The organism is Streptomyces pristinaespiralis, from assembly GCF_001278075.1.
GTDB lineage: Bacteria > Actinomycetota > Actinomycetes > Streptomycetales > Streptomycetaceae > Streptomyces > Streptomyces pristinaespiralis.
Window position 1 is genome coordinate 248733 of sequence record NZ_CP011340.1, and the last position, 15733, is coordinate 264465.

Sequence of the window (15733 nt, forward strand, 5' to 3'; positions counted from 1 at the left end):
GGGCGGCGAGAATCCCGCTCAGCCTCGCGGGAGGGGTTGACGGGGCGCTGACCCGCTCCTGATGTGCCGGTGCGGGCGTCAGCGCAGGCCGGTCTCGAAGGCGTAGATGGCCACGTGCACGCGGTTGCGCAGCCGCAGCTTGTTCAGCAGGTTCTGCACATGGGTCTTGACGGTGTGTTCGGACAGCGTCAGCGACTGGGCGATCTCGGTGTTGGACAGTCCGCGGGCCACCAGGTCGAGGATCTGGCACTCGCGGCCGGTGAGCTGCTCGGGCGGCACGTCGGAGACGGTGGCGGCGGCCCGGGGCCGGGGTGCGGCCTTCTCCGGCGTGGCGGCCGGGGCGGGTTCGGTGGTGGTGGGGGGCAGCGGGCCTCGGGTCAGCGAGTAGCCGGCGGCGGCCAGTGAGACGGCGGCGGCCAGCTGCTGGGAGGTGGTGGAGTGGGGCAGATGGCCGTGCAGGACGGCCGTGGTCCGGCCCTTGGGCTCGGCCCCGCCGACGGTGAGCACCCGTATGCCGGGGTCGACCTCGCGCAGCAGCGCGTCGGCCTCGTGCGCCTCGCGCAGCCCGTGGACGACGAGCACGTCGGGCGCCTGGGCCCGCAACGCTGCCAGGGCCCGCGGGCCGGGCTCGTCCTCCCCTATGACACTGATGCCGCCCTGCCCGTCGAGCAGGGAGCGGATCCCGGCCCGGGCGAGCGCGTCACCGCCGACGAGGAACAGCCGCACTCCCGGTGCGGCGGTCGCCCCGCCGGGCAGCATGCGCAGGACGGAGGCCTTGCCGCCGTGCGCGGGCGCCGTCCGGCCGAGGCCGGTTCCTGCTTCCGTCATGACCCGCCCCCTGTGCCGCACTTGTGGTCGTCAAGCACGATCACGCTATCCGCCGCCGGTGGGGCGGCCCGGGCTTCTCCAGCCGGCTTCGAGAGGGCGCTGAGCTGTTCAGGAGTCAGGGGCCTCGCGCGGGGTGCCGACCACGGGGCCGGGCAGAACCGCTCGAGGCCCGCTCGAGGCGCCGGGCCTGAAGGCGGGGGCGGGTTGACCGGGCCGGGCGGGCGGTGGTGGTATCGCGCTCCACGACGAGGGCATGGGACGATCATGGAGACATTCACCGGTCACGGCGACCGGCTCGCGGCATTCGGCAACCAGCTGATCGCGGTCCATCTGTGGCTGCGCGAGGAACTGGCGCGGCTCGCCGACGACGTCGACGCCTTCCTGGAGGGCGGCGAACGGCCGCGGGAGCTGCGGGCCCACTGCCTGACGTTCTGCTCCGCGGTGCGCCGCCACCACACCGAGGAGGACGACGCCGCCTTCCCCGCGCTGGCGCAGCAGTTCCCGGAACTGCGGCCGGTGCTGGAGGAGTTGGAGAACGACCACCACACGGTGGCGGACATCCTGCGCCGCATCGAGGAGCTGCTGGGCGGCCTCGGCACGGGCGAGGGCGCGCTGCCCGCGCAGGAGGTGCGCAAGGAACTGGACGGTCTGGCGGCCCTGTTGGAGTCCCACTTCGTGTACGAGGAGAAGAAGATCGTCACGGCCCTGAACGGCCTGTCCGCGCCGCTGCCGGGCGGCGTGGTCCTCCAGGACGTCATCCAGGACGTGTCCGGGCAGGAGTAGCCGGGGGCGGGCGGCTGCGGTGGTGTCCGCCGGGCGGCCGTGTCCTCACGCTGATGCCGGGGTTCCGCCCCGGCCCGGTCCGGTCGCTCGCGCCGGAGCCCCGGCGCTTCCGGTGCCGACCCGGCGCGGCCCGGCCCGGTCAGTGCTGGTGGTGCGCCATCGCCGCCAGGAAGCCCGGGTCGAGCATGGTGCGGGCCGAGGTGTCGTCGGCCGGGTCGAGGCCGGCGTCGTGGCAGGCGACGGACAGCAGGTAGCGGCCGCCGAGCGCGGGGTGCGTGGCGAAGGCCCATTCGCCGCGGGTGGCGGGTGAGCCGTCGGGGGCCAGCAGGCGGCCGCTGCGCAGGCCGAAGCCGAACTCGGTGAAGCCCAGGCGCATGCCCTGGCCGAGGGCCTTGGTGTAGGCCTCTTTGAGGGTCCACAGGCGCAGGGTCTGGGCGGTCTGTTCGCGCTCGGGCAGCGGGGCGAGTTCGGCGGCCTCCGTGGGGGTGCACATCTGGGCCTGGAGGAGGTCGAACCGCATGCGGCGGTCGGCCGGTTCTGCGTCGACGCCGATGCGGCCGTGGCGGCTGAGGCCGACGGCCATGAGGTCGCCGGTGTGGGTCAGGCTCAGGTCGATCTGGTCGAAGCCGCGCAGGTAGGGGCGGCCGCCGAGGCGGTAGGCGAGGTCGAGGGTCTCGGGGTCGACGCGCAGGGCCGCGGCCGCGGTGTGTTTCATCAGCAGCCGGGCGGCGACGAAGCGGAAGCGCACCGTCGCATCGGGGATGCGGCGGTAGCGGGTCCAGTCGCGGCCCAGCAGCCGGCGCAGGCGGGGTGCGGTGAGCGCGGCGGGCAGCCATTCGCCCCAGGTGGTGTGCACGACCGCGTTTCCCGTCCGGGTCAGGTTCTCGTGCACGCCCTGCCACGGCCCGGCGGGCCGGGGCACGTGGATCGGTGTGCTGATCCTCTGCTCGTTCATCGCTTACCCCTCCCGAAGGCGGCCGGTCGTGCCGGCCCCGCCCTGGCCGGTCTGTCAGCCGGCGAGCCGTGTGTCGTACAGGTCGAAGCTGCGGTGGTCCCGGTAGCGCGCGAGCACCTCTTCGAGGACCGCCTTGGTGGTGTTCCCGGGGAGTTCGGGGACCGGGACGCCGAGTCTGCGGCCGATGCGGGTGAGGGCGAGGACGGCCCATGCCGGGTCGGACAGGAAGGTGCCGGTGCCGTCCTGGCCCTGCCACACGCCCAGGCAGGCGGCGGCCGCGAGGACCAGGGCGTAGCGGTCGGCCAGGGCGCAGACGCGGGGGTCGACGAGTGCGGCGTGGGTGATGTCGGGGAGGGCGGCGCACTGTTCGCGCAGGGCGCGCATCTCCTGGACGAACGCGTCGGCGAGGTCGGCGAGGGCGGCCCAGGCGTCCGAGGTGGTGCGCAGGGGGGCGAGGCGTTCGGCGGTGCCGATCAGGGACGCGGTCAGGACGTCGTCGCTGCCGGTGAGGGTGAGGGCGCGGTAGTCGAAGGCGGGCAGCGGCGCCCGGGGCAGGAACAGCCGGCCGGCCGGTTCGTCGGTGCGGAACCAGGAGCGGCGGGCGAGGGTGGGCAGTTGGGGCACGATGACGGCCTGGCAGGCGGCGGTGCCGGCGTGGCCGAGTCCGGCGACGGGCAGGTCGCGGACGAGTTTCTGGAAGCCGCCGTAGCGCGGGCCGCGGTCGTAGCCGTGCGCGCCGAGGACGGTGGAGAGCTCCTCGAGGTCCTCGCGGAGCAGGTCGGGCATGGTCATCTTGACGGCGGCGGCGAGCAGGTGGGAGCTGTCGGGCAGCAGGCTCAGGGCGCGCAGTCCGGTGACGGCCATGCTGTCGCAGGCGAGCAGGTCGGCGAAGACGCCGGCCAGCACGGTGTGCCAGCGGCGGGGCGGGACGCCGGCGGGCCGTCCGGTGACGGCGGCGCGGACGGCGAAGCGCAGGACGCTGTCGACGCCGGCGACGACGGTGGCGGGGATGAGGCAGCGGTTGACCTGGTAGGTGCGCAGGGCGAGCGGGACGCCGTCGCCGAGGTCGCCGACGAGGGTGTCGGCCCCGGCGGGGCAGTCGGTGAACTCGAGGCCCGCGAAGCGGCTGCCGCGCATGCCCGGGGTGAGGGCGCGCGGCAGCCGGCGCAGGCCGCCGGGCGGCAGCCGCTCGGGGTCGAGCAGCAGCACGGAGTGGCTTCGTGGGCCGGTCGAGGACGCCGTACGGGCGTACATGACGTAGGCGTCCGCCCGGTCGGCGTTGATGACGACGTCCTTGCGTCCGGACAGGACGAAGCCGCCGTCGGGGGTGGGTCGTGCGGTGAACTCGTCGCGCAGGATCGCGTTGGCGTGGGCGAGTTCGTGGTGGAGGATCGGGGTGCGGCCGCCGGCCAGGAGCACGCGGGCGGTCGCTTCCCGCTGTGCGGTGTCGCCGGCCGCCCAGACGGCGGAGGCGCCGAACAGCGAGGTGATGCCGTGGCCGAAGCCGAGGGCGACGTCGCGGCGGAAGAGAGGGCGCAGGACCTGGGCGAGGAGGTCGGGGCGGATGAGGCGGCCGCCGAGTTCGTGGGGGACGAGTTCGGCGGTGAGTCCGGCGTCGGTGAGCAGCGCTTCGGTGGCGGCGGGGATCTCGCGGCGGTCGTCGGCGTCCAGGAGGGGTGTGTAGCCGTGCGGGTTGCGCGGGTCGTCGGGGTCGCCGAGGAGGTTCTCCAGCCAGGCGGCCCGCTCGGCGGCGCCGGGCGGGGCGCCGCCGTGCGCCCCCGGGCCCGTGGCGGGCCCGGGGGTGCTCGGTCGGTGGCCCGCCGCTGCCGGGGCGGGCGCGGTCACGGGTGCGGTCACAGGACGCGGACCGCGCTCTCCGCGTGCTTCTTGGCGAGGGCGAGGGTGGCGCCGCTGTTGCGGCCCAGGGCCTCGCGGACGTAGCGGCGGGCGGTCTGCACGTCGGCGTCCGGGCCGAGGACGGACTCGATGTTCTCCGGGCGCAGGACGACGCTGTGCTGGGAGGTGACGGTGACGCCGGTCTCGTCGGGGACGACGGACCATTCGCCGGTGTGGGCGGCCATCAGCAGCGGGGTGGCGGTCTGCTTGTAGACGATGCGTCCGGCGTGGGGGAAGCAGACGCGGACGGACTCGGTGGTGTGGGTGGAGCCGTCGGCGGTGACGGTGTCCATGGCCATGACCTGGACGCCGGGCTGGTCCTCCGTCAGCTCCAGGCGGGAGACGTGCGGGACGAGCTGGGGCCAGTCCGCCACCCGGTAGAGGAAGTCGTAGACGAGTTCGGCGGGGCCGTTGACGCGGACGGAGTCCTCGAAGGACAGGACGAGGTCGTCGAGCTGGGACCAGCGTTCGGCGAGCCGGCTGAGGTTGTCCAGTTCGGCGCGGCTGTTGGTGTCGGTGGCGCGTTCGACCCAGGCGACGTCGTCGGCGGCGTCGCCGGCGACGGTGAAGTCGTGCAGCAGGGTCAGCTTGGACCGGTTCGCGTCGAGCGGTTCGACGATCCAGGTGCCGCCCATGGACTGCACCGGGGAGGCGGGCAGTTCCTGGCGGAACTCGATGCGGCGCCGGGCGGGGTCGAGGACGCGGCGGGAGGTCCAGGACTTGACCTGTCCGTTGGCGGTGGCCCACATGCGCAGGCGTTCGCTGGCGCCGTCGAACTCCAGGCGTTCCACGTGGACGTTGGGCGGGAAGAACAGCGGCCACTGGACGGCGTCGGAGATCAGGCCGTAGACCACGCCGGCGGGCGCGGCCACGTTCACCTCGTGCGTCGTTGCGTGCACTCGCTCAGCGGACATCTTTTCTCTTCCTTCTTCAGACGTTGCCCAGGCCGCCGCAGACGTTGAGTGCCTGGGCGGTGATGGAGGCGGCGTGTTCGGTGGTGAGGTAGCCGACCAGGGCGGCCACTTCTTCGGGGGTGGTGTAGCGGCCGAGGGGGATCTTGGCCTCGAACTGCTCCTGTACGTATTCCTCCGTGGTGTCCCACGCGGCGGCGTAGCCCTGGCGGACGCGTTCGGCCAGCGGGGTCTCGACGTAGCCGGGGCAGACCGCGTTGACGGTGATGCCGGCGGGGGCGAGTTCCTTGCCGAGGGCTTTGGTGAAGCCGACGACGCCGTGCTTGGAGGCGGAGTAGGGGGCGCCGAGCAGGACGCCCTGTTTTCCCGCGGTGGAGGCGATGTTGATGATGCGTCCCCAGGTGGCGTCGGCGAGGCCGCCGTTCTTGAGGACTTCGCGGGTCAGCAGGAAGACGCTGTTGAGGTTGGTGTCGATGACGTCGTACCAGAGTTCGTCGGCGATGTCGGCGGTGGGTCCGCCGCCGCTGCGTCCGACGTTGTTGACGAGGACGGTGACGGGTCCGTAGGTGTCCAGGACGGTGCGCACGAGGGCGGCCACCGAGTCGCGGCAGCGGACGTCGGCGGCGGCGCCCTCGGCCTCCAGGCCTTCGTCGCGGAGGTCCTCGACGGTCTGTTTGACCTCCAGGGCGGTGCGGGCGCAGATGAAGACGCGGTGGCCGCGGCGGCCGAGGTCGCGGGCGACGGCGAGGCCGATGCCGCTGGTGGCGCCGGTGACCAGGGCGACCGGCGGCGTCGCCGGCGACGGTGCGGTCATCGTTGTGCCTCCTTGTGCGGTGCGCCGACGGTGCTGTCGACGGTGTCCCGGTCCGCTCGACGGCCGGACGAGGCCCGCTCGAGAAGGGACTCAGGTGTGCTGTGGGGCTGGTGCGGTGCTGTCAGGGACAGCGGTCGCAGGGCCTCGTCGAGGGCGCGGGGGGTGAGCAGGCCGCCGTGGGCGGCGAGGTAGCCGTCGGGGCGGATGAGCGCCCAGGCGCCGGAGGCGAGGCCCAGGGCGCGGCGCAGGGCGCCGTCGGGGTCGGGCAGGGGGCGTGGGCCGGGGGTGGTGGTGTCGCCGACGGTGCGCACGGACAGCCAGGCGCCGTGGCGGGCGGCGGCGTCGGTGGCGGTGCGGACGGGGGTGCCGGCGGCGGTGTGGGCGCCGGGGGCGACGAGCAGGGTCCAGCGCACGTCGCGCAGTTCGTCGGCGAAGGCGCGCGGGCCGGGCGAGGCGGGTTCGCGGGCGGTGGCGGTGGCGGCGCGTTCGCCGGGGGCGGGCACATGGCGGTGCCTGGGTACGAACACGGGCGCGGCGACGGGCGCGGCGACGGGGACGGGTTCGGGTCCTGCGCCGGTGGTCAGCGGGCTGGTGGCGTAGTCGATGCGCAGTCCGGACATGCCGCCGAGGACCTTGCGCTGGATGGCGCGGCGCAGCGGGGGCACGGCGCGTACGACGGTGAAGACGGCGGGCAGGGCGAGGGAGGCGAGGGCGTTCTTGAGCTGGACGAGGAAGGTGGCGGTGCGGGTGGAGCCGAGGAGCTGCTTGCCGATGGGGACGCGTTCGGTGCTGTAGGTGTCCAGGAGCGCGGGGCCGGCGTGGCCCTGGTGGACCATGGCGAGTTTCCAGGCGAGGTTGTAGGCCTCCTGGATGCCGGTGTTCATGCCCTGTCCGGAGGCCGGGCTGTGGACGTGGGCGGCGTCGCCGGCGACGAAGACGCGGCCTTGGTGCATGCGGGGCACCATGCGCTGCTGGAAGGTGAAGACGGAGACCCATTCGGGGTCGCCAACGTGGACCTGGTGGCCGAGGCCGGTGGTGAGGCGGTCGGCGATGCGTTCGGCGGCGCCGGCCGCGTCGGGGGTCCGGGGGGCGGTGTCCAGCAGCCGCCAGTGGCCCGGGCGGGCGTAGGGCACCATCATCATGGCCTGTTTGCCGGTGTGGACCCAGTAGATGCTGTCGGGTTCGAGGTCGGTGCGTACGGGTGCGTCGGCCAGCAGCCAGGTGTCGCGGCTCTCGCCGATCAGGGGCAGGCCGAGCTGTTTGCGTACGGTGCTGTGGCCGCCGTCGCAGCCCACCAGCCAGGGTGTCTCGCAGATCTCCTCGGTGCCGTCGGCGTGCCGCAGGGTGGCTCGTACGGTGGTGGTGTCCTGCTCGAGGCCGGTGAGCCGTACGCCCCATTCGATCTCGACGCCGAGCCGGGCGACGGCGTCGCGCAGGACGGCCTCGGTGCGGGTCTGCTCGATGATCACGGTGTAGGGGTGGCGGGTGGGCATGCTGCGGTAGTCGGCCTCCAGGCGCACCAGCCGGCGGCCGGAGGCGAACATGGTGAACGCCCGGTTCTTGCGGCCGGCTTCGATGACGGGTGCGGCGGTGCCCATCTGGTCGAGGGTTTCCAGGGTGCGCGGGTGGACGGCGACGGCGCGGCTGGTGCGGGCGGGGCCGGTGGCGGCGTCGACGAGGCGGACGCGCAGGCCGCGGCGGGCCAGTTCGTGGGCGGCGGTCAGGCCGACCGGGCCGGCGCCGGCGACCAGGACGTCGGGCCGGCGGTCATCGGACACCGGCCGCCTCCAGCGGGGCGGCGGCGTCCTCGGTCTCGTACATGGCGGGTTCGGCGGTCACCAGTGGCTTGAGGTCGGCCACGATGGCGCGGAAGCCGTCGCTGCCGACGGCGGCGCGGTGTGCCTCCGCGCTGTCCCAGACGGCGATCTCGAGGTGGACGTTCCCGGCGCCGAGGGCGCGCAGGTTCTGGTGGCTGACGTAGCCGGGCTGGGCGGACATGTAGGCGGTGAGGCGGGCGCGGACGGCGAGGAAGGCGTCGTGGTCGCCGTGCACGGTCAGCTTGTTGACGAAGGTCACCATGGGTCGTCTCCTTGCGGAAGGGGTCGCCGGCGTGGGCGGGGTGTCAGGCGGCGGCTTCTGCGGCGGCGCGGTCGCGCAGCCGGCGGCGCAGTTCCTGGCGGCGGGGTTTGCCGGTGGGGGTGCGCGGGACGGTGTCGAGGGCTTCGACGCGGCGGATGCGTTCGAAGTGGGCGAGCCGGGAGTTGGCCTTCTCGGTGATCGCGTCGAGGACGTCGAGGACGGCGTGGGCCGCGTGCTGCGGGGGCCCGGGGGTCTCGCGCAGGACGATGCCGGCCCATACGACGGCGCCGTGCACGGCGTCGGGCCAGCCGACGACGACGCATTCGGCGACGCGGGGGTCGTCGGCGATGATCCGTTCGACGGCGGACGGTGAGACGAGTTCGTTGTCGTACTTGAAGACGTCGCCGAGCCGGTCGACGAGGTGGAGGACGCCGTCGGCGTCCTGGTAGCCGATGTCGCCGGTGGAGAACCAGCCGTCGGCGTCGATCGGTGAGGGTTCGTCGTCGTCGAGGTAGCCGGCCATCACCTGCGGTCCGCGGACCTGCACTTCGCCGGTGGCCCACACGTCCGCCACCTCGCGCGAGTCGAGGCCGACGATGCGGGACTCGGTGCCGGGCAGGGGGTGTCCGACGGCGCCGGGACGGGTGTCGTCGAGGCGCTGGTTGTGGGACAGCGGGGAGAGTTCGGCCATCCCGTAGCCCTGGACGACGGGGACGCCGAGCAGTTGGCTCAGCCGGCGGGCGGCGGCGGGCGCGAGCGCGGTGCCGCCGGACAGGACGGCGGTGAGCCGGGGCAGGGCGGGGACGGCGTCGGGGGACGCGGCCGGTCGCGGGTCGGCGGCGAGGCGGTGCAGGCGGGCGGGGAGCCCGTAGTAGTGGGTGGCGCCCGTGCGGGCGGCCAGCGCGAGGGAGGCGAGGGGGTCGCCGTCGGGGCACAGCACCTGCGCGGCTCCGGCGCACACGGCCGAGTTGAGGTGCATCACGTGGAACAGCGGCAGGTGGTTGAGGGTGACGGAGTCCGGGCCGAGGCCGTGGGCGAGGGCGATCTGGTGGGCGTTGGCGACCAGGTTGCGGTGGGTCAGGCGCACGCCCTTGGGACGGCCGGTGGTGCCGGTGGTGAACTGCACGCACACGGTCGCCGACAGGTCGGCCGGTCCGTGGGCGGGTGCGGCCGGCCCGTCGTCCGCGCCGTGCAGGGCGACGTGGAGCGGGGTGGCGTCGGCGGGGACCACGCCGTCGTCGGCGTCGGTGACGACGATGGTGTGCAGGCGGGGCAGTTGCTCGCGCATCTTGGTGAGCAGTTCGGCGGTGGCGCAGGGCACGAACGCGATCTCGATCGCGGCGGCGGTGAACACGTGCCGCAGTGCCGCCTCGCCGATGAGCGGGTTGACCAGGGCGATGGTGCTGCCGCTGCGGCTGGTGCCGTAGTAGGTGGCGGCGAACGCGGCGTCGAGGGTGTTCGCCACGCCGACGGTGGTGCCCGGCCGGCCGGTGGCGCGCAGGAGGTAGTGGGCGACGCGGTCGGCGCGGGCGTCGAGTTCGGCGTAGGTGAGGGTGTGCTGCCCGCAGGTCAGGGCGGTGCCGTCGGGGTCCCGGACGGCGGCCTGGCGCAGCAGTCCGTCCAGGGGCAGTTCCGGGTGCGTGAATCGCGGCACGGCGTGGTCCTCCTCCGGGTGGCGGATGCCGCGACCGGCCCGGCCTGCCGGGAGGGGCACCAGCGCTGGCAGGCACCGGTCGGGTGTCGGGTGCCACGCTGTGCGGCGGCGCTCGAGAAACCGTGGAAGTCCGCTCGACGGTCCCTCGGCGGTGCGCGGACGGGCGGCGGAGCGGGCGGCCGGCCGGGGGCGGGGCGGCCGGCGTCGCGGGGCGGGGCGGCCGGCGTCGCAGGGCGGGGCGGTGGCCGGGTGCGAGCAACGCTCCAGCGGCGTGCGGGCGGGCCTCCATCGGGACCGGCCACGTTGGGCCGCGTACGTCCTTGCCTGCGCAGGGATCCGGGCCGTGTCGCGACGTGCCGCCCCATCTGGCGGCCGGCGCCGCTTCGCGGACACTCCCCCGGGCCCCGCGTACGGACCGATTCGCCACCCGATGGGGGTTTGACGCATGACGCAGACGACGATCGACCGGCCGGGGGTCTCGGCTCTTCAGGAGGCCGTGCAGGGCGCGGCGGACCGGCTGGTCCAGGCCGGTGCGGCCGGCGTGCAGTTCCGGGTCACCCGGGGGGACAACTCCTTCGTCGTCACCTCGGGGATCGCGGAGCTGGGCTCGGACCGGCCGGTTCCCGCGGACGGCCGTTTCCGTATCTCGTGCATCACCAAGCCGTTCGTGTCCGTGGTGGTGCTGCAGCTGGTCGCCGAGGGCCGCCTCGACCTGGACCGCACGGTGGAGAGCTACCTGCCGGGGCTGCTGCCGTACGGCGAGAAGATCACCGTCCGGAACCTGATGCAGCACACCAGCGGCCTGTACAACTACATGGACTCGTTCCAGAAGCCGGGCGACCGGTTCCTGCGCGACCGCTACAAGCACTACGAGCCCGAGGACCTGATCGCGATCGCGGCGGCCAAGCCGCTGGAGTTCGAGCCGGGCACGAAGTTCGCGTACTGCAACACCAACTACTTCATCGTCGGCCTGCTCATCAAGAAGATCACGGGCCGCTCCTACCGCGAGGAGATCACCGAGCGGGTGCTGGAGCCGCTGGGGCTGAAGGAGACGACGCTGCCGGGCGACGACCCGAACATCCCCGGGCCGCACGCCCGCGGCTACATGCAGATCGGCGGCGAGCCGGTCGACGTGACGCTGATGAACCCCTCGGAGGCGGGCTGCGCGGGTGAGATCATCTCCACCACGGCGGACCTGGACCGGTTCTTCACGGCCCTGTTCAGCGGCGAGCTGCTGAACGAGCCGGAGTTCACCGAGATGACGACGCCGCTGCCGCCGGAGATGATCGAGAACCTGCCGATGGGCATCGGCTACGGCCTGGGCATCATGAAGCTGGAGAACGACGACGACCTGGACCTGTGGGGCCACGGCGCCGGCATCCCCGGCTACGCCACGTTCGCGGCCACCACCCGCGACCGATCCGCCCGGGTGCAGCTGTCGTTCACGATCGGCGACAAGGACTTCGGCCCGGAGGCCGAGCAGGCCGTCATCCGCGGTGTCAACACCGCCCTGTGCTCCTGAGGCCGTGATGACGGACCAGGTGAGGAAATCGGTCGTCGTCACCGGCGGCGGCACGGGTATCGGCGCTGCCACGGCCCGCGCTTTCGCGGACGACGGTGCGCATGTGCTCATTGTCGGACGCAGTGAATCGACGCTGAAGGAAACAGCGGACGGGCACGACCGGATTCGAATTCTGGTCGCCGATGTCCACGACCACGACGCGCCGGATCTCATTGTCCGGACGGCGCTCGAGGAATTCGGCCGTCTCGATGTTCTCGTGAACAATGCGGCCGTCACCGGATTCGCGTCCCTGGACGGTCTGGAACGCGAATCCGTGCGTCGGCAGTTGGGCACCAATCTCCTCGCGCCCGTATTTTTGACGCAGGCGGCCCTGGACGCGCTCGAGGAGGCCGGCGGGGTCGTGGTGAACGTCAGCTCGGCGGGTTCGCTGGGCCGCCGGGCCTGGCCGGAGAACTCGGTGTACGGGATGGCGAAGGTGGCGCTCGACTTCCTGACCCGCACCTGGGCCGTCGAGCTCGCGCCGCGCGGCATCCGGTCGGTCGGTATCGCGCCCGGTGTCGTGGACACCGGTGTGGGGGTGCGGGCCGGGATGCCGGCGGAGGCCTACGAGGCGTTCCTCGCGCAGATGGCGGAGCGGATCCCGGCGGGCCGGGTCGGCCGGCCGGAGGACATCGCATGGTGGATCGTGCAGTTGACCCGGCCGGAGGCCGGGTACGCCAACGGCACGGTCGTGGCGGTGGACGGTGCGCTGTCGGTGACCTGACGCCGCCGCGTCGCGCACCTGGAGCGGCCCCCGGGGAGTTCTCCCCGGGGGCCGCTCCCTTGTCCGGTCCTGCCGTCGTTTTGTCTGCCGGGTGCTCTCAGCGGGCGACGGTGGCGGTGACGTAGCGGACGGGGACGTCGATGCGGATGAGGCCGTCGGCGCCGCGCAGGGCGTCGAGTTCGCCGGTCAGGCGGGTGCGCAGGGCGGCGGCCTCGTCGGTGGGCAGGTGCTGCCACAGCAGGCGCATGCCCTGGGTGTGGGACCACTCGACCCAGTCCTCGCCGCTCGCGGCGGTCATCTCCACCACCTCGTCGGTGATGACGGTGTCGGTGAATCCGGCCTGCCGCAGAGCGGCTTCGAGGTCGGCGGGGTCCTCGAGCCAGGAGTGCAGCTGGCGCCGCAGCTGCTCGGGGTGCCAGGCGGGCGGCAGGTGCTGGAGCAGCGACATGGGGATCCAGCGGCTGAACAGCGGCGGCAGGAAGGGGAACTGGTCCTTGTGGAAGACGGGGCTGGTGAACGCGATTCGGCCGCCGTCGCGCAGCAGGTCGGCGTAGCGGGCGAGGGCGGCGCGGGCGTCGGGCAGGAAGATGACGCTGTAGCTGCCCAGGACGAGGTCGAAGGACCGGGCGGGCAGGTCGGGGTGTTCGCCGTCCATGACCCGCAGTTCGACGTTGTCGATGCCCTGGCGGCGGGCCTCCTGGCCGGCCTGTTCGATCATCGCCTCTGCGATGTCGATGCCGAGCGCGTGGCCGGTGGGGCCGATCCGGTCGGCGGCGGGCAGCAGGGTGGCGCCCAGACCGCAGCCGACGTCGAGGAGCCGCTGTCCGGGCTGCGGGCGGGCGTGCTCGACGAGCCGGCGGCCCATGGGGGTGAAGAACTCGACCCCGAGCCGGTCGTAGGCCGCCGCGGCCTTGTTGAAGGCGGCGGTGACTTTCGTCTTGTAGGTGGTGGCGGTGTCCACGGTCAGCTCCGGGGGTGGTGGCGGCATGGATCTGTTCAGGGTGAATGCTGCGGCCTTTTGGCCGGGTGGTGGTGGAGGACCGTTCGAGAGCCGGTCGACGGCGGCAATTCGCTGCTTGCCCGGCCTCTTCGGCCACCGCACAATGTCGGCCAGTGTCCTGAATTTCTTTTGGGCGCCCGGCGAAGGGAATGCGATGAGCAGTCATATAGCGGCGGTGCGCCGCATGGTGGAGGCGTACAACACGGGAAAGACCGATGACGTCGCGGAATTCATCCACCCGGATTATCTGAATCCGGCGACGATGGAGCACATGGACCTGCGTGGTCCCGACTCGTTCGCGATGGCCGTGAAGTGGCTGAAGATGACCTTCTCCGAGGAGGCGTACCTCGAGGAGGTCCTCATCGAGGAGCGCGGCGACTGGGTGCGCGCCAACCTCGTTCTGTACGGCCGTCATGTCGGCAACCTGGTGGGCATGGCGCCGACCGGGCGCCGTTTCTCCGGGGAGCAGATCCATCTGATCCGCCTGGTCGACGGCAAGATCCGTGACCACCGTGACTGGCCGGACTACCAGGGCACCTACCGGCAGCTCGGGTCGCCGTGGCCGGAGCCGAACGGCTGGAGGGACTGAGCCATGATTCTCGTCACCGGAGCGACCGGCAAAGTGGGCCGTGAGGCCGTGGAACAGCTCGCCGCGGCGGGCCGTCGGGTGCGCGCCCTGAGCCGTACCCCCGAGGAGGCGAACCTGCCGGCCGGCGTCGAGGTGGTGGCGGGCTCCCCCGCCGACCCGGCGTCGCTGGCCGCCGCGTTCCAGGGGGTGGACTCGGCGCTGGTGGTGCTGTCCGGCGATGTGGCGGGCGAGGCCCGCAACGTCGCCGCGGCCGCCGCGGCGTCGGGCGTCGGGCACCTGGTGTTCCTGTCGTCGGCGAGCGTGCTGCATCCGCTGCCGCACGGCATCGCGGACGAGCACCGGGCCGCGGAGGAGGCCATCACCGCGTCCGGCGTCGACACGACGTTCCTGCGTCCCGGCCCCTTCCACGCCAACACCTCGTGGTGGATCAGGACCGTGCGGGAGAGCGGCGCGGTGCGCTGCTGGATCGGCAACAACCCGGGTGCGCCGATCGACGAGTACGACATCGCCTCCTCTGCGGTGGCCGCGCTCACCGACGAGCGCCACCGGGGCAAGGCGTACGTGCTGACCGGTTCCGAGGTGCTGACCTCGAAGGAGCAGGCCCGCATCCTGGGCGAGGTCCTGGGCCGTGAACTGGACTTCTCCGTCGCGCCGCAGGAGGAGGTCGTGGAGGTCTTCGCGGGCATCACCGGCGACCGTCCGGCGGCGGTGACCAACGTGGCCGCCCTGCACAGCCCCGAGGTGCCGTGGGCCCGGCCGACGCCGGCGGTACGGCTGCTGACCGGCCGTGAGCCGCGCGGCTACCGGGCGTGGGCAGAGGCGAACGCGTCGCTGTTCGCCGCCGAGGAGGTGACGGTATGAGCACCGGGGCCGGCGGTACGGTCCTGGTGACCGGTGCGACGGGCCTTCAGGGCGGGGCGACCGCGCGTGAACTGGTGCGCCGTGGGCGCACGGTGGCGGCGCTGGTGCGCGACCCGGCCTCCGAGGCGGCCCGGGCGCTGGCCGACCTGGGCGTGACGCTGGTGCGCGGCGACCTGGACGACGAGGCGTCGCTGCGTTCCGCGATGGAGGGTGTGCACGGGGTGTTCTCCGTGCAGACGTTCATGACGCCCAAGGGCCTGGGCGGCGAGGTCCGTCAGGGCCGCGCGGTGGCGCGTGCGGCGAAGGCCGCCGGCGTGGCGCACGTCGTGTACAGCTCGGTGGGCGGTGCGGAACGGCACAGCGGCGTACCGCACTTCGAGTCCAAGCGTCACATCGAGCGGTACCTGCAGGAGCTTTCGGTGCCGGTGACGGTGCTGCGTCCGTCGTTCTTCATGGACAACTTCGCCGCGCACGGTCCGCGACTCGTGGACGGGACGCTGGTGGTGCAGCTGGCGCTGAAGCCGGACACCCGCGTGCAGTTCATCGCCGTGGAGGACATCGGCTTCTTCGCCGCCGAGGCGTTCGAGCGGCCCGCCGAGTACGTGGGCCGTGCGGTGGAACTGGCGGGCGACGAGCTGAGCGCGAGGGAGGTCGCAGAGGCGTTCGCCGCGCGTACGGGTCTGCCGGCCCGGTTCGAGGAGCTGCCGCTGGACGCGGTGGCCGGGAACCCGTACATCCCCAACGCGCCGGAGATTGCGCTGATGTTCGAGTGGTTCCAGGAGCACGGCTACCGGGCGGACATCCCCGCGCTGCGCGCCGAGCACCCGGGGCTGCTGTCCTTCGCGGCGTACCTGAAGTCCCTGGACCTCTGAGCCGCCTGCACCGAGGGGCCCGGACCGCGTCGGCGGTCCGGGCCCTTCGCGTGGTGCCGCTCCCCTGCGCGCGCCGCGCCACCACCCCGAGCAGAACGCACCAAAAGTCCCTTATCGGTATGATCCATTTCAGGGGTCTTCCGTTCGGAGATGTCAGGCGAGGGGCGTGGGGCCCCACCAGGTCCGGCAGGCCCTCACGCGAGGAG

The 15733-nt window shown here is 73.1% G+C and carries 15 protein-coding genes; 6 read left to right on the forward strand and 9 right to left on the reverse strand.

All coding sequences use genetic code 11. From position 1 onward, the window contains the following. Window positions 1-78: 78 nt before the first annotated feature. The gene (locus SPRI_RS39685) at window positions 79-828 is read right to left on the reverse strand and encodes a response regulator transcription factor (RefSeq protein ID WP_005321842.1); all 750 of its coding nucleotides are present in this window, start codon (window positions 826-828) and stop codon (window positions 79-81) included. A 264-nt stretch (window positions 829-1092) separates the two neighbouring features. On the opposite strand from SPRI_RS39685, the gene SPRI_RS00945 reads away from it, so the two are divergent. Beyond that, window positions 1093-1611, forward strand: coding sequence for a hemerythrin domain-containing protein (locus SPRI_RS00945; protein ID WP_063805319.1), 519 nt, complete (start codon window positions 1093-1095; stop codon window positions 1609-1611). A gap of 139 nt (window positions 1612-1750) precedes the next feature. Here SPRI_RS00945 and SPRI_RS00950 read toward each other — a convergent pair whose 3' ends face one another. The 7 genes from SPRI_RS00950 to SPRI_RS00980 are packed head-to-tail and all read right to left on the reverse strand — an operon-like array spanning window position 1751 to window position 9920. After that, window positions 1751-2566, reverse strand: a complete 816-nt coding sequence (locus SPRI_RS00950; protein ID WP_005321838.1) for a 4'-phosphopantetheinyl transferase family protein — start codon at window positions 2564-2566, stop codon at window positions 1751-1753. 54 nt (window positions 2567-2620) lie between these two features. Beyond that, entirely contained in the window at window positions 2621-4423 is a 1803-nt protein-coding gene (locus SPRI_RS00955; RefSeq protein WP_005321836.1) for an acyl-CoA dehydrogenase, read from the reverse strand. After that, window positions 4420-5376 carry an aromatase/cyclase gene (locus tag SPRI_RS00960; RefSeq protein WP_005321832.1) on the reverse strand — a complete coding sequence of 319 codons (957 nt, stop codon included), beginning with the start codon at window positions 5374-5376 and terminating at the stop codon, window positions 4420-4422. Before SPRI_RS00960 ends, SPRI_RS00955 begins: the two co-directional genes overlap by 4 nt. Before the next feature lie 16 nt (window positions 5377-5392). Then, window positions 5393-6187, reverse strand: coding sequence for a 3-oxoacyl-ACP reductase FabG (gene fabG / locus SPRI_RS00965; protein WP_005321830.1), 795 nt, complete (start codon window positions 6185-6187; stop codon window positions 5393-5395). Further along, entirely contained in the window at window positions 6184-7965 is a 1782-nt protein-coding gene (locus tag SPRI_RS00970; RefSeq protein ID WP_106428501.1) for an FAD-dependent oxidoreductase, read from the reverse strand. Before SPRI_RS00970 ends, fabG begins: the two co-directional genes overlap by 4 nt. Further along, entirely contained in the window at window positions 7955-8266 is a 312-nt protein-coding gene (locus SPRI_RS00975) for an antibiotic biosynthesis monooxygenase family protein (RefSeq protein ID WP_005321822.1), read from the reverse strand. The genes SPRI_RS00970 and SPRI_RS00975 overlap by 11 nt, the downstream gene beginning before the upstream one ends. 43 nt (window positions 8267-8309) lie before the next feature. Beyond that, window positions 8310-9920 (reverse strand): class I adenylate-forming enzyme family protein, encoded by a 1611-nt coding sequence (locus tag SPRI_RS00980; RefSeq protein ID WP_053556623.1) that lies wholly within the window; start codon window positions 9918-9920, stop codon window positions 8310-8312. Between the two features lie 445 nt (window positions 9921-10365). On the opposite strand from SPRI_RS00980, the gene SPRI_RS00985 reads away from it, so the two are divergent. Together SPRI_RS00985 and SPRI_RS00990 are read left to right on the forward strand one after the other, a co-directional pair. Further along, a complete protein-coding gene (locus tag SPRI_RS00985) occupies window positions 10366-11442 on the forward strand; it encodes a serine hydrolase domain-containing protein (protein ID WP_005321820.1) in 1077 nt (358 codons plus the stop codon). 7 nt (window positions 11443-11449) lie between these two features. Beyond that, window positions 11450-12205, forward strand: a complete 756-nt coding sequence (locus tag SPRI_RS00990) for an SDR family NAD(P)-dependent oxidoreductase (RefSeq protein ID WP_037775609.1) — start codon at window positions 11450-11452, stop codon at window positions 12203-12205. Window positions 12206-12302: 97 nt separating this feature from the next. On the opposite strand, the gene SPRI_RS00995 is transcribed toward SPRI_RS00990, so the two are convergent. Beyond that, complete coding sequence (locus tag SPRI_RS00995; RefSeq protein WP_005321818.1) at window positions 12303-13166, reverse strand: class I SAM-dependent methyltransferase; 864 nt, start codon at window positions 13164-13166, stop codon at window positions 12303-12305. 193 nt (window positions 13167-13359) lie between these two features. Here SPRI_RS00995 and SPRI_RS01000 point away from each other — a divergent pair, with 193 nt between their 5' ends. From SPRI_RS01000 to SPRI_RS01010, 3 genes are read left to right on the forward strand one after another with little or no spacing between them, the layout of a single operon-like run. Continuing rightward, window positions 13360-13794, forward strand: coding sequence for an ester cyclase (locus SPRI_RS01000; protein ID WP_005321817.1), 435 nt, complete (start codon window positions 13360-13362; stop codon window positions 13792-13794). Window positions 13795-13797: 3 nt separating this feature from the next. Beyond that, window positions 13798-14655 carry an SDR family oxidoreductase gene (locus SPRI_RS01005; protein WP_005321816.1) on the forward strand — a complete coding sequence of 286 codons (858 nt, stop codon included), beginning with the start codon at window positions 13798-13800 and terminating at the stop codon, window positions 14653-14655. Beyond that, the gene (locus SPRI_RS01010; RefSeq protein WP_005321814.1) at window positions 14652-15527 is read left to right on the forward strand and encodes an NmrA/HSCARG family protein; all 876 of its coding nucleotides are present in this window, start codon (window positions 14652-14654) and stop codon (window positions 15525-15527) included. The genes SPRI_RS01005 and SPRI_RS01010 overlap by 4 nt, the downstream gene beginning before the upstream one ends. The last annotated feature ends 206 nt before the right edge of the window (window positions 15528-15733 follow it).

Coding starts and splice junctions, on each gene's coding strand:
- SPRI_RS00960 (WP_005321832.1), bottom strand. CDS start 5,376: ATGTCCGCTGAGCGAGTGCACGCAACGACGCACGAGGTGAACGTGGCC.
- SPRI_RS00950 (WP_005321838.1), bottom strand. CDS start 2,566: ATGAACGAGCAGAGGATCAGCACACCGATCCACGTGCCCCGGCCCGCC.
- SPRI_RS01000 (WP_005321817.1), top strand. CDS start 13,360: ATGAGCAGTCATATAGCGGCGGTGCGCCGCATGGTGGAGGCGTACAAC.
- SPRI_RS00990 (WP_037775609.1), top strand. CDS start 11,450: ATGACGGACCAGGTGAGGAAATCGGTCGTCGTCACCGGCGGCGGCACG.
- SPRI_RS39685 (WP_005321842.1), bottom strand. CDS start 828: ATGACGGAAGCAGGAACCGGCCTCGGCCGGACGGCGCCCGCGCACGGC.
- SPRI_RS01010 (WP_005321814.1), top strand. CDS start 14,652: ATGAGCACCGGGGCCGGCGGTACGGTCCTGGTGACCGGTGCGACGGGC.
- SPRI_RS01005 (WP_005321816.1), top strand. CDS start 13,798: ATGATTCTCGTCACCGGAGCGACCGGCAAAGTGGGCCGTGAGGCCGTG.
- SPRI_RS00945 (WP_063805319.1), top strand. CDS start 1,093: ATGGAGACATTCACCGGTCACGGCGACCGGCTCGCGGCATTCGGCAAC.
- SPRI_RS00975 (WP_005321822.1), bottom strand. CDS start 8,266: ATGGTGACCTTCGTCAACAAGCTGACCGTGCACGGCGACCACGACGCC.
- fabG (WP_005321830.1), bottom strand. CDS start 6,187: ATGACCGCACCGTCGCCGGCGACGCCGCCGGTCGCCCTGGTCACCGGC.
- SPRI_RS00985 (WP_005321820.1), top strand. CDS start 10,366: ATGACGCAGACGACGATCGACCGGCCGGGGGTCTCGGCTCTTCAGGAG.